Consider the following 18,991-nt stretch of genomic DNA (forward strand, 5'->3'; position numbering starts at 1 on the left):
CATTAATATCAGTTAATTATCATTTTATATCTGTCTATTGGTACTTACTGTGCTGCGGGTTTTGAAAGCACATTCAATCTGTATACTGGCTAATCGAATGCATCATTGACTGCTTTGCCGTATCCAAATGTTGGCGTAATTCACGCATTGCATTGAGGTCATTTCGGCAAATCAAGGCACTTAATATAGCCATATGTTCTTCGGTCGCAATAATATTTCTCTGCTTTAAATCCGCCTCATCCCATTGATAATGAAAATGAAATATGACTGATATAATCTCCAAAGATTGATTGAAAAAAGGGTTTTCAGCCGCAGACAAAATGAGCGTATGAAAGTCCTGGTCAAGCTGTGAAAAGGTTCGGTAGTTATCACCTATGGTTTCACGTAGTTGTCGATGACGCCCCAGTAATTCTTTGGCTTTTAACCAGCGCTCATCATCGGCAGGAAGATTCATAAAACGATTAAGCGCATGAGTTTCAAGCATTTCTCTCAATTCAAATAATTTCTCAGCGTAGTTTTTATCGAACTTTTTCATTCGCCACTGCCCTCGACGAACGCTCTCAATCAGATTGTAACGGCAAAAACGCAGTAAAAACTCGCGCACAACAATTGGGCTGACCATAGCTTCTCGCGCCAGTTGTAACTCTGAAAAATTATCACCTGCGCGTAATTTCCGCTGATTAATCATATGGAAGAATGCACGTTCGAAAATCCTGGTTTGTTCTTCGATAGGCTGACTGACACTATCAAAGCCATCCATTTCATTAGGTTCACGTACAATCAGATAATTTCCATTCACTTTTTCCAACACGCCACATTCATGCAAATAATTCAATGTGTGATGCACGGTCGTACGGCTGATGTTATACATTTCTGCCAGTGCTGCCTGGGAAGGTAATGGCGACAAAATATGCCCCTTACTTATCCCATCGATCACCTGATTAATCACATTATGGCGGAGGTTTTGGGTTCTACTCATTACGACTCCTATGGTTTTTTATTCATTTAAAACTAATTTAAAGCTGAATATTCAGCACTAGTTCACAAATAACAGCATTGAATCATCCGCGGCGTGTTTTTTTATTTAATAAAAGAGTCCACCTATCAAGAGGCTCCGTTATGAAAAATATAAATACGATGAAAATATTACTTTGTGAAGAACCAACCAAGTTGGTTTATCAACAACGTGCATTGCCAATACCTAAAGCCGATGAAGTTTTAATAAAAGTTTTAAATGTAGGTATTTGCGGTACAGATATACACGCATGGGCAGGTCAACAACCTTTCTTTAGTTATCCGCGGGTATTAGGTCATGAAATTTGTGGGGAAATAATAGAGTTAGGAGATAACGTTCATAATATGCATGCCGGGCAGCGTGTTGCTGTTATTCCTTATGTTGCTTGCCATCACTGTAACTCTTGCTTGAGTGGCAAAACAAATTGCTGTGAAAATATTTCAGTTATTGGCGTCCATCAGGATGGTGGATTTAGTGAGTATTTATCGGTTCCAGCCAGCAATTTACTACTGGTTGACGATGTGGAGCCCGTTTCCGCGGCACTGATTGAACCTTTTGCGATCAGCGCCCATGCAGTACGTCGCGCTGATATCCATTCCGGTGAACATGTCCTGGTGGTTGGTGCTGGCCCAATTGGGCTGGGTGTTGCCGCTATTGCACAAGCCGATGGTGCTCATGTAGTGATGGCTGATACCAGTATGCAGCGCCGTAATCATGTGGAAAATCTGTTGGATATCCGCGCATTAGACCCAAGTGATACGGAGTTTGAATCACAGTTGCGCCAGCAATTCTCCGGTATGTTGCCATTGAAAGTGATTGATGCCACCGGCAATCAACGAGCTATGAATAACACGGTCAACTTTATCCGCCATGGCGGCAGCATCGTATTTGTCGGCCTGTTCAAGGGCGACCTTAGTTTCCCTGATCCTGACTTCCATAAAAAAGAAACCACCATGATGGGCAGCCGAAATGCCACTTTTGAGGACTTTGCCAAAGTGGGGAAATTGATGGCCGCAGGAAAGTTATCAGCGGATATGATCCTCACTCATAGTTTTGAATTCAATACATTAGCAGATGTTTATGAACAGCAGGTTGTGAAGAATAAAGATCTTATCAAAGGCGTTATTCGGTTCTGATATCACACATTGTAAGGATATAGCTCTATGTTAACGTTAAATCGTCGTGATTTTCCTGGCCGTCATCACCCTGATAAGGTCATTCAATTTGGTGAAGGTAATTTTCTGCGTGCTTTTGTTGATTGGCAATTGGACTTGCTCAATGAACATACCAGCCTTGATGCTGGAGTCGTCATCGTTCGCCCGATTAACAGCGATTTCCCGCCATCACTTAACACCCAGGATGGTTTATACACCACCATTATTCGCGGTCTGAATAGGCAAGGTGAAAAAGTCAGTAACGCACGAATCATTCGCACCGTTAATCGTGAAATCAATATTTATCAAGATTTCGAGAGCTATCTGGCTCTCGCTCGTGATGAAAACATTCGCTGGGTTTTCTCTAACACCACTGAGGCGGGTATCAGTTATTTGGCAGAAGATAAGTTTAGCGACGCTCCCCCTACCAGCTATCCGGCGAAATTAACTCGCCTGATGTATGAGCGTTTTCAACATTTTTCTGGTGCAGCGGATAAAGGTTGGGTACTTCTGCCTTGCGAGCTGATTGACTATAACGGCGAGGCATTACAAGAGCTGGTTCTACGCTATGCACAACAATGGCAATTAGGTGATGCTTTCAGCCAATGGCTGATACAACATAATACTTTTTGTTCCACGTTGGTCGATCGTATCGTAACAGGTTACCCCCGTGACGAAGCACCGCTGCTGGAGTCCGAACTGGGCTATCACGATGCTTTCCTCGATACTGCAGAACACTTTTATCTGTTTGTTATTCAAGGGCCTCAATCATTAGCTCAGGAATTATGCCTGGATAAGTATCCGCTGAATATTCGCATCGTTGATGATATTAAGCCTTACAAAGAGCGCAAAGTGGCTATTTTGAATGGTGCTCATACGGCTTTAGTCCCCGTCGCCTACCTTGCCGGATTAAATACCGTCGGCGAAGCCATGGCGGACCCACAAATCAGTGAATTTGTCGCACAACTCATCAATCAAGAAATCATTCCGGTATTAGATTTGCCGTCTGATGAGCTACAGACCTTTGCACAAGCTGTACTAAGTCGCTTCCGCAACCCTTTCATTCAACACCAGTTATTGTCGATTGCTCTTAATGGCATGACCAAATTTCGCACACGAATTTTGCCACAATTGCTCACCAGCCAACGTAAAAATGGCGCTTTACCGCCACGGCTAACTTTCGCTTTTGCTGCATTGCTGATGTTTTATCGCGGTAAGCGCGATGGCATCAGCTATCCCTTACAAGACGATGATCACTGGTTAACTTGCTTTTCAGCACTTTGGCAGGATGTCGAGGCGGGGATATTGCCAATGCGGGATATGGTGCAATTGGTGTTAGCTGATAGTACCCATTGGGGGCAAGAGCTTAATCAAATCCCCGATTTGACAGACCAGATTACCGAACAATTACAGATTATTGATCGTGTGGGGATGCGGGCAGCTTTAACCGCATACAGCTGAGGCTTGTCATACAGAAGCTAATACATATGCAAAAAACCATAAAAATACATCCACTGGATAATGTCGCTGTCGCGCTGAGTTCGCTGGAAGCGGGTGAGCAACTTGATATCCTTGGGGATTTCATCTGCTTGCCACAAGCCGTGAGTCGCGGGCATAAATTTGCCATACAGCCTCTGCGGCGCGGGCAAAATATCATCAAGTATGGTCTACCTATTGGCCATGCACTTAGTGATATTGCAGTAGGTGAACATATACACTCGCAAAATACTAAAACCAATCTTAACGATTTAGATCACTACCGTTATCAGCCAGAACCAGGCATATTGCCGCCGCAAATGACTGAACGTGAAGTACAGATTTACCGACGCCCCACAGGAGATGTCGGGATCCGTAATGAATTATGGATTATCCCAACGGTGGGTTGCGTCAATGGTATTGCTCGCCAGATCCAGCAACGTTTCTTGCGGGCAACTCATGATGCTCCCGACATTGATGGCGTTTATCTTTTTAGTCATCCGTTTGGCTGCTCACAGCTGGGCGATGATCACCAAAACACACGCACCATGCTGCAAAATATGGTGCGACATCCTAACGCTGGCGCAGTACTGGTCATTGGTTTGGGGTGTGAAAACAATCAGGTTGATACTTTTCGCGAAACCCTTGGCCCGGTTGATGAGCAGCGGGTGAGATTTATGATTTGCCAACAGCAGGGAGACGAAGTCGCGGCAGGCCTGGAACAACTTCAAATGTTGTATGAGGTTATGCGCCATGATAAACGCGTCGAGGGGAAAATCAGTGAACTAAAATTTGGACTGGAATGCGGCGGTTCTGATGGATTATCCGGAATCACGGCCAACCCATTATTGGGTCGTTTCTCTGACTATGTTATCGCCCATGGCGGGACATCAGTGCTAACTGAAGTCCCGGAAATGTTTGGTGCAGAACGCATTTTGATGAGCCGCTGTCGCGATATCACCACCTTTGATAAGACGGTAAGTATGGTCAATGATTTCAAGCAATACTTCATTGACCACCACCAGCCGATTTATGAAAACCCCTCGCCGGGGAACAAAGCTGGCGGTATCACAACACTGGAAGAAAAATCACTGGGATGTACCCAAAAAGCGGGTCAAAGTCAGGTGGTTGATGTGCTGAAATATGCCGAGAGACTGAAAACACCCGGCTTAAATTTACTGAGCGCTCCCGGTAATGATGCGGTGGCTACCAGCGCATTGGCTGGTGCAGGCTGTCATATGGTGTTATTCAGTACCGGCCGAGGCACACCTTATGGCGGTTTCGTCCCTACCGTAAAACTGGCGACTAATAGTGAACTGGCCGCTCAGAAACCCCATTGGATTGATTTCGATGCAGGCAAATTGATTCACGGAGTCAATATGGAGGAATTACTTTCAACGTTTATCGACTTGATTGTCGCCATTGCTAATGGTCAACCGGCGCGCAATGAAGTGAATGATTTTCGCGAGCTCGCCATTTTCAAAAGTGGCGTCACCTTGTAACGAGAAATGCACGGGCAGGTTTCCCCTGCCCGAGTTTGAATATTGAACACTCAGTAGATACTCACAATGGGATACATCGCTCGCCTATTCTCCATGCTAACTTTGACCACACCAAAGCGCAGCCCACAGTTCACCTACTCTCCGGCTACAATCTAAATTCAATCCCATATAGCCCGCCAATGGCATTTATTGTTTCCAGTAAATGTGCGCCATCAGCTTGAGATAAACTGGCATCGCCCTCGGATACAGAGGCTGGTTGCCACCAGGAAAGTCCGGTAAACCATGCAGTGATCTTAGCCATTATTGCCTCCACGTTATTGAGTAAACCTAGTAGAACGCCTGATTTAAGAGTAAACGCTGAACCAAACGATAAATGAAATAAGCATTATTGCTTTCAATATGCAAAATTTAGCTATTAAAGAACTCACTTCAAGACATTATCATTTTGGGGATGCCACTCCTGCGCCAGGACGTTATATTGAATAGACATTTATCTTCAATAGATAACGCCCTGAAGGAGCTCCGTATGTTTATTGTCAACCTGACTTACCATCAACCTATCGATGTCGTAGAAGCACTGACAGAAAGCCATAAAGACTGGCTGAAAAAGTATTATGCACAAGGCGTGTTTATCGCCTCAGGTCGTAAAGTACCGCGCACCGGTGGCATTATTTTGGCAAAAAGTATCGATCGTGAAGAGTTAGATAAAATATTGGCAGAAGATCCGTTTAATGCAGTGGCTGATTATAGTGTGACTGAGTTTGTTCCTTCCATGACTATTGAGTCAGTTGAAGCATTAAAAACGCTGTAATAGTTTGATGTAAAAAGTAAAGCAGCCATGGTCATACATGGCTGCTTTGGCGTATCGACAGGTTATGAAGCAGCCCGCTGTTGTCGTTTCTCCATAATCCGGTGCAAATTTTCCTCAAGCCAGACCGCCAACCCTTCGACTTGCTCCTGAACTTCTTTTCCCAATGGGGTCAATTTGTATTCCACATGCGGCGGCACGACCGGATAGGCAATACGGTCAACAAACCCATCTTCTTCGAGGTTCTGTAGAGTTTGCGCCAGCATTTTTTCACTGACACCACCAATCTTTCTTCTCAAGGCACTAAAACGCAAAGTTTCATTACTCAAAGCAATGAGTACCAACACCCCCCAACGACTGGTGACGCGCTTGAGCACTTCCCTTGATGGGCAATTTACATTGAGTAACTCACCCCGCCGGACTTGCTCTGGAAATGAAATAGTGCCTGTTAAATTTTGCGACTCTACTATTTTCATACTAACCTTTTTGTGCGTACTTACTTAAAGTTAGTATATTGCATATGATGATCTTAAGGGCGAGTTTTTAGCGAAAATTGTTTCCTAAAAAATAGCTCGCCACCTTCCAACACTATTTGGAGCGTCATAATGATCGCAGTAACCGGTGCTACAGGCCAACTAGGCCGCCTTGTTATCAATGCATTACTTAAAAAAGTCCCTGCCAGTGAAATTATTGCCGCAGTCCGCAGCCCTGAAAAAGCCAGTGACTTGGCCGCATTAGGAGTTCAGGTACGTAAAGCAGATTATAGCCAACCCACTACACTGCAGGCCGCATTCCAAGGCGTTGATAAACTGCTGTTAATCTCATCAAGTGAAGTAGGACAACGTATTGCCCAACATACAGCCGTCATTAATGCCGCCAAACATGCGGGCGTCAAATTATTGGCTTATACCAGTTTGCTGCATGCTGATAAAAGCCCTTTGGGATTAGGGGAAGAACACCGCGCTACAGAAGCACTGTTGCGTGAATCAGGTCTGCCTGTGGTGTTATTGCGAAACGGCTGGTACACCGAAAACTATGCCGCAAGTATTGCCCCAGCCCTGGCTCACGGCGCATTTATCGGGGCGGTTGGTGACGGGCGTATCGCCTCAGCCACTCGTGAAGATTATGCACAAGCCGCTGCCGAAGTGTTAACTCAAGAAAATCAAGCCGGTAAAGTGTATGAATTAGCCGGTGATGACAGCTACTCCCTGGCTGAATTCTCAGCAGAGATTGCCCGTCAGTCGGGTAAACCCGTGGTATACAAAAACTTGTCTGAAGCCGACTTTAAACAAGCCCTGCTTAGTGCGGGTTTACCGGAGGTTTTTGCGAGTTTGTTAGCTGATTCTGATGCGGGTGCCGCTAAAGGCGGGCTATTTGATGATAGCCATACATTGAGCAAACTTATTGGTCGCCCAACCACGCCTTATGCCAAAGTGATTGCTGCAACACTGGCTGCAAGCTAAATCTTGTCGCCAGCATTTTAACCGGTAACCGTTGGGTTACCGGTTTCATCCAACGATACCATTATGTGTCTTATGATTTGGCAGCGTCCAATGCCTGAGTCAAATCATTGAGAATATCGTCAATGTGTTCAATACCAATCGACAATCTCACCATGTCCCGCGGCACACCCGCTTTGATAAGTTCCTCATCATTGAGCTGGCGGTGGGTTGTTGAGGCCGGATGGCACGCCAATGACTTAGCATCACCAATATTCACTAGCCGCACGATCAAATTCAGCGCATCAATAAATCGCCCTCCCGCAGCCTGACCACCATGGATACCGAATGATAATATCGCGGCGGGCTTACCACCAAAATAACGCTGGGCTAATTCATGCTCAGGATGGTCGGGTAAGCCAGCATATTTAACCCAACTGACTTGTGGGTGATTTTTCAGATAATGGGCAACTTTCAGCGCATTTTCGGTATGCCGTTCCATGCGTAAAGCCAGGGTTTCCAGCCCCTGTAAAATGAGGAATGCATTGAATGGCGACAGTGCCGCCCCCGTGTTTCTCAATGGTACGACCCGGCAACGACCAATATAAGCTGCTGCACCGAATTGTTCGGTATACGTCACGCCGTGATATGACGGATCAGGGGTATTCAATTGAGCAAAACGTTCCGGATATTGCGCCCAAGGGAACTTACCGGAATCCACCACGATCCCACCAATACTGGAACCATGGCCGCCAATGTATTTAGTCAATGAGTGAACCACGATATCGGCACCATGCTCAAATGGCCGACAAAGAATAGGTGTTGCGACTGTATTATCAACAATCAGCGGCACACCATGCCGATGGGCAGCATCTGCCAATTTTTTCAAATCAACAATATTGCCTGCCGGGTTACCTATCGATTCACAGAAAACCGCTTTGGTTCGGTCATCAATCAATGCTTCTAAAGCGTTAATGTCATCATGATCGGCAAAGCGGGTTTCTATGCCATAACGTGGCAAAGTATGGGCCAGCAGGTTGTAGGTTCCGCCGTACAACTTCGCCACTGACACAATATTATCCCCAGTTTCGGCAATGGTCTGGATAGCATAGGTAATAGCCGCCATGCCCGATGCCACCGCCAGTGCGGCAACTCCCCCTTCCAGCGCTGCAACCCGTTGTTCTAATACATCATTAGTAGGGTTCATGATCCGTGAATAAATATTGCCCGCGACTTTTAAATCAAATAAATCAGCGCCATGCTGAGTATCATCAAAGGCAAAAGAAGACGTCTGATAAATAGGGACAGCTACGGCCTTGGTGGTTGGATCGGGTGAATAGCCAGCATGAATAGATAATGTTTCTAATTTCATTTTTAATCCTAGATATAGATAGCAATGTCGATAGCGACGGACTGGTGCGCAGTGATGCAGCCCCTAATTAGACAGAGAGTGTTTTGTAATAGACGGTACTGAGAGGTTCACAATAGAGGAATTAGTGAACGATACATATATACATAAGCAATTATTTGGCTATTAAATATAATTAAAGGTTATCAACATCACCCCATTAACTACCTGATTGCTCGACAACTATTTCCTCACGTTCTTCTCGTCATTAACTTTCTCTTCTTACAAATCAACATACTGAATAAAAATGACAGTTCAGGGCTTTGCTGCACACTACCCTTGCCATATACTGTACAAATAAACAGTATTTAGCGGCAAGTTATCTTTGCCTCTTGTTCATGCGTTTCGGAGGATTTATGAGTGCATTTGGCAATGCTGCACAAGACTATATTGAAAAGAGAATTGATATTAATGAACACTGTATTGTGCATCCTGCCGCCACTTTTTTTATGACTGCCGAAGGTGATTCTTTGATCGAAGCGGGCATCCGTCATGGCGCACTATTAGTGATAGATCGCAGTTTACAAGTAAAGCACGAGGATATTGTGGTCGTCACCATTGGCGGGGAATTCAGTATTAAACGCCTCTACTTACAGCCCACTCCCCGTCTTGAAGCGCTTAATGCCAGCACTCCACCGTTAATACTGTGCGAGGGGGATGAGGAATTAGTCATTTTCGGCGTTATCACATTTTGTATCAATAAGTTAAGATAATGTTTGCCTTAGTTGATGTGAATTCTTTCTATGCCAGTTGTGAAACTGTGTTTCGTCCAGATTTATATGGCCGCCCAGTCGTGGTGCTCTCTAATAATGATGGATGTGTCATTGCCCGTAGCCGGGAGGCGAAAACAGTAGGTGTCCCAATGGGTGCACCATATTATAAAATTCAACAACTTATGCGACAACATGGTGTGACTGCATTCAGCAGTAACTATGCGCTCTACAGTGACATGTCCGCACGTGTGATGACTATCCTCGAACAACTGGCCCCAGGAATTGAGATTTACTCAATTGATGAAGCATTTCTCAATCTTAAAGGTATCCAACATTCAATTGCGCTGGAAGAATTTGGTCAATATGTCCGTGATCAGATACGGAAATTGACCGGTTTGCAGGTTGGCGTAGGTATTGCTCCCAGCAAAACCTTAGCTAAACTGGCAAACCATGCGGCCAAGTTATGGCATAAAACCGGGGGAGTGGTTGATTTATCTCACCCTGTGCGCCAGCGCAAATTATTAGCACTGATGCCTGTCGCTGAAGTTTGGGGTGTGGGGCGTCGTACCGCGGAAAAACTTGAAATGATGGGGATAACTACCGCCCTGCAATTATCAGAAGCCAGCCCCCCTTTTATCCGTAAAAATTTCGGCGTCGTTTTGGAGCGAACAGTCAGAGAGTTGCGTGGGGAAGCATGTTTGACCATTGCTGAATTTGCCCCCACAAAACAACAAATAATCTGCTCACGATCATTTAGTGAACGAATTACCGAATATCAAAACATGCATGAAGCTGTGTGCAGTTATGCCGAGAAAGCCGCAGAAAAACTGCGAAAAGAACATCAATATTGCCGCCATGTCTCGACATTTATCAAAACCAGTCCCTTCGCACCAAACGAGAGATATTACAGTAATAACGCCAGCACTCATCTCACCTTCCCGACACTAGACTCGCGGGATATTATTGCCGCTGCCCTTAAATGCCTCGCAGTTATTTGGCGGCCCGGTCACCGTTATCTGAAAGCAGGGATTGTATTAGGGGAGTTTTCAAGTCAAGGGATCGCGCAATTGGGGCTGTTTGATGAAAGCAAACCGCGCATCAACAGTGAGCAGTTAATGGCGGTTATCGACAAAATTAATCAGTCTGGTAAAAGTAAAATCGCCTTTGTTGGGCAAGGGATTAATCAAGAATGGCAGATGAAACGTGAAATGTTATCACCGGCATATACCACCCGCATTAAGGATTGCCCAACAGCAACCATCGGATGACGCGACTTCACGTATGCGCCAATGTGTCGTTATATCAATAAAGACCAACATAGACCTTATTGATTACTCCTAATGAATATTGCTCAGATTGATATATGCGAGAACTGTAACAAATAATTATTGTGACATTCATAATTAACAAATATCGCAAACTAAAAACCCAATAAACCTTACATCACGTAACCTTTAAGTAAAAAACATACATATTTAACCTCAATTAAAGAGAAATAGACAAGTATATGAACATTCATTTAAAACCCTCACCATTCAAATGATAGATCAATCAAAATAAAAATAATTAACTAGTTGTTTTATAACAAATAAAACCAAATCCGCATTGTAATCAAAAAATTTAAAGTTAAAGATAAATAATACAATTAGCCTGGCTAATATTTTTTATAAATATAAAAATGCTCTAAATAAGTGCAATCAGAGTAATTAATAGCACCTTTATGGGGAATGAATAATTTAATTAATAAAAGCATAAAGTTTTATCTATGACTGCCGATGACTCTCAGTAATTATTGTATTCCACTGTGATAAATGAAATCCCCCATTTACTGAGGTTATTATGCGAGTGAACAAACCTGTCAGCCGACAGGAGTATCCCATTGGTCGCGATACCACCTTGCAATCAACAACTGATATTAAAGGTAATATCACCTACGCCAATGCTGCCTTTGTTCGTGCCAGTGGTTTTGAATATCAGAACTTGCTGGGTCAACCTCACAATGTGGTGCGGCACCCCGACATGCCCCCCGCAGCCTTTGCTGATATGTGGCAGACGTTGAATGCGGGGTTATCCTGGTCATCATTGGTCAAAAATCGCCGCCAAAATGGCGACTATTATTGGGTGCGCGCTAATGCCACCCCATTGCGCCATGATGGGCGTTTGACCGGTTATATTTCAGTGCGAATTGCGCCCACCCGCGAAGAAGTTAAGCAAGCGGAGGCGCTATATGGCGATTTCAACTCTGGCAAAGCCAAACAACGCCGCATTGCGCTGCATCGAGGGTTGATTGTCCGCACCGGCTGGCTCTCTTTCCTTTCATTATTTCAAACGCTGCCGCTACGCTGGCGTTTGCGTGGCGCATTACTGATGGCAGCACTGCTGCCAACGGTGGCAGCCAAAGGGATGGGTATTTCCGGTTTACCTTTACTCGGTTTGGGAGCGACCACCCTTTTCAGTAGCCTGATCACCTCACTTTGGCTTGAACGCCAGGTCTCACGCCCGATCGCGGCAATTTTACAGCAAGCGCAGGATGTCTCTTCCGGGCAAGCCGGTGACTATGTGCAATTGAACCGTGTTGATGAAATTGGCTATCTAATGCGCAGCGTCAATCAGTTGGGCTTGAATCTTCGTTCGCTGACTGACGACGTCAGTGGTCAGGTTGATGGGATTAACACCGCCAGCAGTGAAATTGCCGCAGGGAATCGCGAACTAAAAGTACGGACAGAACAAGCCACTGCTAATTTACAGCATATCGTCAGTGCGACGGAGCAATTGGTGGCAACAGTACAAAACAGTGCTAATAGTGCCAATGAGACGACATCACTGGCCGCCATGAGCAGTCATGCGGCAGAACAAGGCAGTGAGTTAATGCATGAAGTCATAAAAACCATGGGCACGATTAATGATTCCAGCCATCGAATTGTCGATATTATCAGTGTTATTGAAGGTATTGCTTTCCAAACCAATATATTAGCGCTCAATGCAGCAGTTGAAGCAGCCAGAGCGGGAGAACAAGGCCGTGGCTTCGCGGTGGTTGCCAGTGAAGTTCGTCATCTGGCACAACGTTCTTCCACTGCGGCAAAAGAAATTAAACACTTAATTGAAACCAGTGTGGAGCGCGTTCGTGATGGTAGCGCATTAGTCCAAAATGCCGGCGCTACCATGGACAATATCGTCAAACAGGCCGGGCAGGTTTCTACTTTAATCAGTGAAATCAGTACATCAACTCATGAACAGACGCAAGCTCTTGGCCAGATTAGTCAATCAATTGGTCAGTTGGATCAAATGACGCACCAAAATGCGGCGATGGTAGAACAGTATGCTGGAGCAGCAGAAGAGCTGGCCCATCGTACCTTGCGCTTAACCGCTGCTGTCCGAATTTATCGACCAGCCAATTAGGACATCCATAAATAGCATCTTATTAAAATAATTTGAATAAAATTATGCTGTTAGCATAATCACAGTATTATCTGTTATGGGTGCTATGGCAGACTTCCCATCTGTCATAGCAATAAACAGAAACCCCGCTATAGTGGGAAGTGGTTATTCAATTATTAAATAAGGAGTTTTATGTCATCACTTAATCAAACATCTGTTCACGCCCAACAAGGTGAAACTGATGCAAACTTACCTGGTGAAGATCGTTTGATCGCCCATGAAGCTTTGCTTGTTGCATTAATGGTTGAATGTGCTAACGAGTCAGATAATGATCAATTTCTGTTCAGCGTTCGAGAAACGCTGAATGGGATCTTAAGTACTTCCCGTTATCTTGATGCGAGCAAAATAGCCAATGGCTTGATTGATGAGGCTGATGATAAAGCCAACCGTTAGTCTCCAGCCCTCATTCATGAGGGCTTTTTATTAGTTGTGAAAGCCAACACCGCCACACGGTTGATCAGTAATGGCAAGATGACGATAATTAACTGATGAAAGCGGCAACATAACTCATTGAGGAAAGTAATGGCTTCGCTGAAAGAAGTGGCAAATCTGGCGTCAGTTTCATTAATGACAGTTTCCCGAGCCATCAATAACCCAGAACAGCTGCGCCCTGAGACTTATCAGCGAGTCATGCAAGCCATTGAAGCACTCAATTATGTACCCGATTTTTCCGCCCGAAAAATGCGGGGCAATACCACCAAAACCTCTACTCTCGCAGTGCTTGCATGGGATACCGCCACCACCCCTTTTTCCGTCGAGATATTACTGTCAATTGAGCTAACAGCTCGCGAGTTTGGCTGGAATAGTTTTCTGGTCAATCTGACCTCGCAGGAAGACAGCGAGCGGGCAGTCAATCAACTGTTAGCCCAGCGTCCTGATGGTATTATTTTTACCACCATGGGGCTGCGACAAGTCACTATCCCTGAACGCCTGCGGGATAAAAATATTGTACTGGCCAATTGTGTTAGCGAAAGCCATTCAATCCCCAGCTACATCCCTGATGACGTTGATGGCCAGTATCAGGCAATGAAAGTACTCTTGCGCCGAGGATACCAGCGGCCATTGTGTATTTATCTTCCCGAATGTACTTTGGCAGGCAAAGCTCGGCGAGCGGGCGCAGAAAAAGCGTGGCAAGAGTCTACCTTGCCTGTAGGGCAGTTACGACAGTACCATTTAGCCTGGGGGGATGAGCATTATCAGGATGTGATCCCACTGTTAGACCGCTACTGTCCTGAAGGCAAACCTGATTTTGATGTACTTATTTGCGGTAATGATCGCATTGCTTTTCTGGCCTACCAAGTGCTGTTAGCCAAAGGTATTACCATCCCACAACAAGTTGCGGTGGTGGGTTATGACAATATGGTCGGTATCGGAGAACTATTTTTACCACCGCTGACTACGGTGCAACTACCTCATTATGATATTGGTCGAGAAGCGGCCCTTCATTTGATTGAAAGGCGAGAATCACGATCAACACACCGTTTGCCGTGCCCACTGCTAGAGCGGGCATCCATCTAGTTTCAATACTGTGATTGCCGGTTAACGAGCCACTAGTGGCCAGTATTCACCGCGCAGAAGCTCTGCCTGACCATTTTGTGCAAACAACGATAAGCAGCGCTGATGTTCCGCTGGATAGATACGACTACTCATGCAGGCCTGCCCGTCATTAATAAATACCTCCAATGATGAGCTATCGATAAAGATGCGCAATGATAATAACCCCTGTTCTGGTAATGCCACACTGCGATACCCCGTTAGCCCATATTGTGGGTAATATCTATCCAGAATCAGTCGATTGGCCTGATTATCGACATAAACAGAAACTCTGCCGCCCATGCCTTGGCTATCCCCCAACTGCACACCATATGTTTCTGCATCACTGGCCGTGGTATTCCATGTCAGTTGCAATTCTATGCTGCGGCAGTTTTCAGCTAATATCTGTTGCTCTTGCACCAGCTTGATGGGTGAAATTGTCAGACCAGTTTGCCGTAATGCTGCAATTTCCCGCACTGGTTGTATTAATAAATCCCCTTTAGAATCAATGCTTAATTCTCGTGGCAAGGTCAGGCAGCCACTCCAATTATCGGCTTTGGTCGGCATAGGCGATTGCCACATATCCATCCAACCAATAATGACTCTCCGCCCATCAGCAGTAACCAGGGATTGAGGTGCATAAAAATCATGACCCAGATCCAGCTCAGTAAAAGGCTGAGATAATTTAAAATCGCCTCCTGGCTGCCATTTACCGCGTAAGACTCCACTTTGGAACAAATTACGATTGTGGTAGCCTTTTGCTGCCAATCCCTGCGGCGAAAACATTAGGATGCGTTCATTCCCCAAAGAGAAGAAATCCGGACATTCCCACATATATCCCATGCTGTCGTCTGCGCGCGCTAAAACTTGCATAAATTGCCATTGCTGCAATGAACTGCCGCGATATAACAAGACTTGCCCGTGATCTCGCTCATCTCGAGCACCGACCACCATCCACCAACAGTCATCTTCAAACCACACTTTCGGATCGCGAAAATGCATGATTCCCTCGGGTGGATTCAGTACCACACCTTGTTTGTCAAAATGTATGCCATCCTGACTGGTTGCCAAACACTGCACCTCGCGAATAGCGCTGTCATCACCCTCAGCTTTAAGCCAAACATGTCCGGTATAAATCAGGCTTAACACGCCATTATCGTCTACCGCACAACCAGAAAAACAGCCGTCTTTATCCCAGGAATCACCCGGCGCTAATGCAATGGGTTGATGTTGCCAACTCAACATATCGAGGCTGGTCGCATGGCCCCAATGCATCGGCCCCCAATTTTCATCATAAGGATGATGCTGATAAAACGCGTGATATTGTCCGTTAAAAAAGATCAGCCCGTTGGGATCATTCATCCACCCTGCTGGCGGCGCCAAATGATAATGTGGATAGAAATTGTGGCCCACTTGAGAAGCTAAAGTTTGCAGTGCATCATTTGCTCGCCCAATTAAAGAATTCATAGTGCTCACTTAATAGTTAATTGCAAAGAAGGGTCATCGGTATACGACTCATCACGCAGCATAAAACAGGAAATAACGGTTAATCCGAGGACAATGGCCCCCATAATCATATAAGTATCAGCAAACCCGATGTGGTCGTAGCTAATACCGGCCAGGGGTGAAAATATGCTGGCACAGACTTGGGTGACAAACTGGAAGCCCACCAAATACAACGTCGCTGATAGACGTGGATCGAAATTGGCAGCGATATACTTAAACATTGCTATTAGAAGTATGGGTAATTCGACCGCATGTAAGAGTTTCATCAGTGAAATAGTGGCGGCATCCTGGGCCAGCCCTGAACCAAATATCCGCATCGCCATGATCAACCCACTCAGCAATAAACCTTTCTTCGCACCAATACGGTTAACCAAAAAAGGTGCGAGGAACATGCCACCCGCTTCCAGGAATACCTGCAATGAATTAAGAAAACCGTACATTTCATTGCCACGACGAGAATCAGCAAATAAAGAAGAGAAATACACCGGAAATTGCTGGTCATATACGTTATAAACACTGACACCCGTAACAAACACCACCAGCGCCCAAAAACGCGAAAGACGCAATAATGACAACGTATCCTGAAGTGTCAGGGCGCTACTCTTGCCATATTCCAATTGCCCCATGGCATCTACTTTTACTTCATGCAGACGCCACAACAACAGTAAAAATAACGCGGCCGATGCGGAAGCCATCCAGAAATTAATGTTGGGATTAATATTGAACAACATGCCAGCAAAGAAGGTCGCTCCCGCCCAGCCCAGAGATCCCCACATCCTGGCTTTACCAAATTCAAACCCACTAATTCGACTCACTCGTTCGGTATAAGATTCAAGAGCGCCAATACCAGCAAAGAATGTCATCCCCATATATAAACCGCCCACTACCGCGCCGGCGAGCATATTGATGAGTAATAAAGGGGCATAAACATAAATAAAAAAAGGGCCACTGATCAGCAGCAAAATACCAATAGCCCATAAAAGATGTTTTTTAAGCCCTAGTTTGTCTTGTATCACCCCGTATAACGGTTGGGCACATAACGCCGTTATAGCGATGGCAGAAAATGTTGCGCCGGTTTCTGCTCCTTTTAACCCTACATATTGATTAAGCCAAATCGAGAATAATGAGAATGCTGATGACCAGGTAAAGAAAAACGTAAACAGTAAGCCACTTAAAATCAGATATTGGCTGCGGACAGAGTGTTTCATGGCGATATCCGGTTAGAGATTTGCACCCATTGTTAACGTTAACTTTTTATTTTGAAAAGATCCGCTTCGCTTGTTTCGTGATGTTAATCACTAATGTTAACGTTAACAGATGATTTATGTGATAGAAATCACATGATATTCCCTGGCTCACCTCTGTGTTTTTTGGGGTTTTACGTTATTGTTACGCAACAGTATAGAGTTGGCATAATGGGTCAATCTGGTGTGCCTATTGACCCAAATATTATAAGGAGGAGAAGTGCTACTCGATAAAATCCTGCTGGTTGTCATTCTGATTTTATTGTCACTTTTTGCCTGGATGTTTTTCTCACCGTATCATATGTATTCAACGGCTTATGAGTTCCTTGAATTATTTGGTTTTCAAGAGGGATATAACAATTTAGGTTTTGATTCTCCAGCCGAATTATCTGATTAAATAGATAAAAAAACAGGTGCTATTTTGAGCACCTGTTTTCCAAAGTTAAAAATATGCTCTCCGCGAATGGCCTTATTCTGTTTGTTCCATTTCCAACTGTTCTTTCAGCGACAGCACTGAATAACTGGCAACAATTGCCGTTAGAATGATAAACAGGTGCCCTTCCGAGGAGTCCAGTAAGAAGGAGTTAAACAAGTGACAAGCCAAATAAGCACAAAGTAAAGACACGAGTACATTTCTAAGGTGTGCGGGTAAACGCCAGGCTGAACGGAAATAGCACCACATCCACCCCAGGAATAAAGCTAACCCAACTATCCCAGATTGCACAGTTTGCATCAGATACTCATTATGTGGATTTATGCTGTAATCACTTTCTGAATAATTCAGCCAGAATCCCCCCGCACCATGGCCCAAAACAGGTGCCTGCTCGATTAGCTTCACTGACCCCAGCATAAATGCGGTACGCGCACCCATTGAGCTATCACAAGACTCCTTATCGGCTTTATGAGTGACTGCCAGGCAGCTTTGAATCTCCGTCACTCCTTGTTGTAGCCGTTCAACAGCGCGATTCGGTACTATAGCCACTATTACTGCAACGATAAGAGCACCAACTACCATTCCCAAGCGCTGACGGTTTGATAACGACAATAACCCCCACACCCCAAAAGCCGCTGCCAAAGCAACATAGCCGGTTCTGCCCTGCACCATAAATACAATGTTATAGACAGCCAGGCACACCAGCAGAGCATAACCCCAGCGTTTCAACCCCTGGCTGCGGAATGCTAAAGAGAGCCATATCACCGCTGCCAGAGCCATAAAGAAGTTGTGCGTGATTTGTAATTTGAAGACAAACGGATTTAATGGGTCAATATGTCCTAACGGCATGTGTAGCACACCGACCCACAAACTCGCGGCTAGAATAACGGCGTTTGCCAGTAAAAAACCTTTGGCAAAATAGCGGGCAAGTGATCGCGAAAGAACAAAAAACATTGCTAATGGCAAGATATATAGCAGTTTTGAATACTTACCTACCATTACTTTACCATACAGATTGTGATGCCAAAGCAAAGAGACAGCCAACAGCAAAAACATGAGCGCAGGCAACCAAATCAACGGGTTTTTGGCTAAGACTTTCACATAGCGAGTATCGCGGCTTAGCAGTAAACAGATGACAGCTAATACCATCGACAAATTCATTATAAAATTTGAAGTGGGGAGACCTATACCTAACAGGAATGCAGTCGCACAAGACAACATGCCAACATAGCGATGTGCAGCTGGTGAACCGGGCAAAGTAGCGGGAGAATTCATAAGTCACTCACTTCAAAGTAATAACCAAGAGAGGCTACATGGCACGC

18 protein-coding genes are annotated in these 18,991 nt (G+C 45.0%); 11 read left to right on the forward strand and 7 right to left on the reverse strand.

Going from position 1 to position 18,991, the window contains the following annotated elements:
- Positions 1–73: 73 nt before the first annotated feature.
- A complete protein-coding gene (locus FTB31_RS02075) occupies positions 74–979 on the reverse strand; it encodes a GntR family transcriptional regulator (RefSeq protein ID WP_077173986.1) in 906 nt (301 codons plus the stop codon).
- A 149-nt stretch (positions 980–1,128) separates the two neighbouring features.
- On the opposite strand from FTB31_RS02075, the gene FTB31_RS02080 reads away from it, so the two are divergent.
- The 3 genes from FTB31_RS02080 to FTB31_RS02090 are packed head-to-tail and all read left to right on the forward strand — an operon-like array spanning position 1,129 to position 5,147.
- A complete protein-coding gene (locus FTB31_RS02080; RefSeq protein WP_077174149.1) occupies positions 1,129–2,151 on the forward strand; it encodes a zinc-binding alcohol dehydrogenase family protein in 1,023 nt (340 codons plus the stop codon).
- Positions 2,152–2,178: 27 nt separating this feature from the next.
- Entirely contained in the window at positions 2,179–3,630 is a 1,452-nt protein-coding gene (locus FTB31_RS02085; protein ID WP_077173985.1) for a tagaturonate reductase, read from the forward strand.
- Between the two features lie 26 nt (positions 3,631–3,656).
- Positions 3,657–5,147 carry a UxaA family hydrolase gene (locus tag FTB31_RS02090; protein ID WP_227731056.1) on the forward strand — a complete coding sequence of 497 codons (1,491 nt, stop codon included), beginning with the start codon at positions 3,657–3,659 and terminating at the stop codon, positions 5,145–5,147.
- Positions 5,148–5,292: 145 nt separating this feature from the next.
- Here FTB31_RS02090 and FTB31_RS02095 read toward each other — a convergent pair whose 3' ends face one another.
- Complete coding sequence (locus FTB31_RS02095; protein ID WP_227726279.1) at positions 5,293–5,448, reverse strand: hypothetical protein; 156 nt, start codon at positions 5,446–5,448, stop codon at positions 5,293–5,295.
- A gap of 225 nt (positions 5,449–5,673) precedes the next feature.
- Between FTB31_RS02095 and FTB31_RS02100 the strand changes: the two genes are divergently transcribed.
- Entirely contained in the window at positions 5,674–5,958 is a 285-nt protein-coding gene (locus FTB31_RS02100) for a YciI family protein (RefSeq protein WP_050077437.1), read from the forward strand.
- Between the two features lie 62 nt (positions 5,959–6,020).
- Here FTB31_RS02100 and FTB31_RS02105 read toward each other — a convergent pair whose 3' ends face one another.
- Complete coding sequence (locus FTB31_RS02105) at positions 6,021–6,431, reverse strand: winged helix-turn-helix transcriptional regulator (protein WP_139343698.1); 411 nt, start codon at positions 6,429–6,431, stop codon at positions 6,021–6,023.
- A 129-nt stretch (positions 6,432–6,560) separates the two neighbouring features.
- Between FTB31_RS02105 and FTB31_RS02110 the strand changes: the two genes are divergently transcribed.
- Positions 6,561–7,418: an SDR family oxidoreductase gene (locus FTB31_RS02110; RefSeq protein WP_050077435.1), complete on the forward strand. Its 858-nt coding sequence runs from the start codon at positions 6,561–6,563 to the stop codon at positions 7,416–7,418.
- A 70-nt stretch (positions 7,419–7,488) separates the two neighbouring features.
- Here FTB31_RS02110 and FTB31_RS02115 read toward each other — a convergent pair whose 3' ends face one another.
- Positions 7,489–8,766 carry a bifunctional O-acetylhomoserine aminocarboxypropyltransferase/cysteine synthase gene (locus FTB31_RS02115; protein ID WP_077173982.1) on the reverse strand — a complete coding sequence of 426 codons (1,278 nt, stop codon included), beginning with the start codon at positions 8,764–8,766 and terminating at the stop codon, positions 7,489–7,491.
- Positions 8,767–9,158: 392 nt separating this feature from the next.
- Between FTB31_RS02115 and umuD the strand changes: the two genes are divergently transcribed.
- The 5 genes from umuD to FTB31_RS02140 all read left to right on the forward strand — a co-directional run bounded on the left by umuD (position 9,159) and on the right by FTB31_RS02140 (position 14,471).
- Entirely contained in the window at positions 9,159–9,515 is a 357-nt protein-coding gene (gene umuD, locus FTB31_RS02120) for a translesion error-prone DNA polymerase V autoproteolytic subunit (protein WP_077173981.1), read from the forward strand.
- The gene (gene umuC, locus FTB31_RS02125) at positions 9,515–10,783 is read left to right on the forward strand and encodes a translesion error-prone DNA polymerase V subunit UmuC (protein ID WP_077173980.1); all 1,269 of its coding nucleotides are present in this window, start codon (positions 9,515–9,517) and stop codon (positions 10,781–10,783) included. The genes umuD and umuC overlap by 1 nt, the downstream gene beginning before the upstream one ends.
- A 571-nt stretch (positions 10,784–11,354) precedes the next feature.
- Positions 11,355–12,914: a methyl-accepting chemotaxis protein gene (locus FTB31_RS02130; RefSeq protein WP_050077424.1), complete on the forward strand. Its 1,560-nt coding sequence runs from the start codon at positions 11,355–11,357 to the stop codon at positions 12,912–12,914.
- 171 nt (positions 12,915–13,085) lie between these two features.
- Positions 13,086–13,346, forward strand: a complete 261-nt coding sequence (locus tag FTB31_RS02135; RefSeq protein ID WP_050077423.1) for a hypothetical protein — start codon at positions 13,086–13,088, stop codon at positions 13,344–13,346.
- A 129-nt stretch (positions 13,347–13,475) separates the two neighbouring features.
- Complete coding sequence (locus tag FTB31_RS02140; protein WP_050077422.1) at positions 13,476–14,471, forward strand: LacI family DNA-binding transcriptional regulator; 996 nt, start codon at positions 13,476–13,478, stop codon at positions 14,469–14,471.
- A 21-nt stretch (positions 14,472–14,492) separates the two neighbouring features.
- On the opposite strand, the gene FTB31_RS02145 is transcribed toward FTB31_RS02140, so the two are convergent.
- Together FTB31_RS02145 and FTB31_RS02150 are read right to left on the reverse strand one after the other, a co-directional pair.
- On the reverse strand, positions 14,493–15,953 hold the full coding sequence (locus tag FTB31_RS02145; protein ID WP_227719981.1) for a glycoside hydrolase family 32 protein: 1,461 nt from the start codon (positions 15,951–15,953) through the stop codon (positions 14,493–14,495).
- A 5-nt stretch (positions 15,954–15,958) separates the two neighbouring features.
- Entirely contained in the window at positions 15,959–17,200 is a 1,242-nt protein-coding gene (locus FTB31_RS02150) for an MFS transporter (protein ID WP_227731057.1), read from the reverse strand.
- 256 nt (positions 17,201–17,456) lie between these two features.
- Between FTB31_RS02150 and FTB31_RS02155 the strand changes: the two genes are divergently transcribed.
- Positions 17,457–17,633: a hypothetical protein gene (locus FTB31_RS02155; RefSeq protein WP_175627985.1), complete on the forward strand. Its 177-nt coding sequence runs from the start codon at positions 17,457–17,459 to the stop codon at positions 17,631–17,633.
- Positions 17,634–17,705: 72 nt separating this feature from the next.
- Here the strand turns inward: FTB31_RS02155 and FTB31_RS02160 are convergent, their stop codons facing one another.
- A complete protein-coding gene (locus FTB31_RS02160; protein WP_077294919.1) occupies positions 17,706–18,926 on the reverse strand; it encodes an O-antigen ligase family protein in 1,221 nt (406 codons plus the stop codon).
- Positions 18,927–18,991: the final 65 nt, after the last annotated feature.

Origin of the sequence: Yersinia proxima (assembly GCF_902170785.1) — a bacterium.
Taxonomy (GTDB): Bacteria; Pseudomonadota; Gammaproteobacteria; order Enterobacterales; family Enterobacteriaceae; genus Yersinia; species Yersinia proxima.

Coding starts and splice junctions, on each gene's coding strand:
- FTB31_RS02115 (WP_077173982.1), bottom strand. CDS start 8,766: ATGAAATTAGAAACATTATCTATTCATGCTGGCTATTCACCCGATCCA.
- FTB31_RS02100 (WP_050077437.1), top strand. CDS start 5,674: ATGTTTATTGTCAACCTGACTTACCATCAACCTATCGATGTCGTAGAA.
- FTB31_RS02110 (WP_050077435.1), top strand. CDS start 6,561: ATGATCGCAGTAACCGGTGCTACAGGCCAACTAGGCCGCCTTGTTATC.
- FTB31_RS02090 (WP_227731056.1), top strand. CDS start 3,657: ATGCAAAAAACCATAAAAATACATCCACTGGATAATGTCGCTGTCGCG.
- umuD (WP_077173981.1), top strand. CDS start 9,159: ATGAGTGCATTTGGCAATGCTGCACAAGACTATATTGAAAAGAGAATT.
- FTB31_RS02140 (WP_050077422.1), top strand. CDS start 13,476: ATGGCTTCGCTGAAAGAAGTGGCAAATCTGGCGTCAGTTTCATTAATG.
- FTB31_RS02150 (WP_227731057.1), bottom strand. CDS start 17,200: ATGAAACACTCTGTCCGCAGCCAATATCTGATTTTAAGTGGCTTACTG.
- FTB31_RS02095 (WP_227726279.1), bottom strand. CDS start 5,448: ATGGCTAAGATCACTGCATGGTTTACCGGACTTTCCTGGTGGCAACCA.
- FTB31_RS02075 (WP_077173986.1), bottom strand. CDS start 979: ATGAGTAGAACCCAAAACCTCCGCCATAATGTGATTAATCAGGTGATC.
- FTB31_RS02085 (WP_077173985.1), top strand. CDS start 2,179: ATGTTAACGTTAAATCGTCGTGATTTTCCTGGCCGTCATCACCCTGAT.
- FTB31_RS02130 (WP_050077424.1), top strand. CDS start 11,355: ATGCGAGTGAACAAACCTGTCAGCCGACAGGAGTATCCCATTGGTCGC.
- umuC (WP_077173980.1), top strand. CDS start 9,515: ATGTTTGCCTTAGTTGATGTGAATTCTTTCTATGCCAGTTGTGAAACT.
- FTB31_RS02135 (WP_050077423.1), top strand. CDS start 13,086: ATGTCATCACTTAATCAAACATCTGTTCACGCCCAACAAGGTGAAACT.
- FTB31_RS02105 (WP_139343698.1), bottom strand. CDS start 6,431: ATGAAAATAGTAGAGTCGCAAAATTTAACAGGCACTATTTCATTTCCA.
- FTB31_RS02145 (WP_227719981.1), bottom strand. CDS start 15,953: ATGAATTCTTTAATTGGGCGAGCAAATGATGCACTGCAAACTTTAGCT.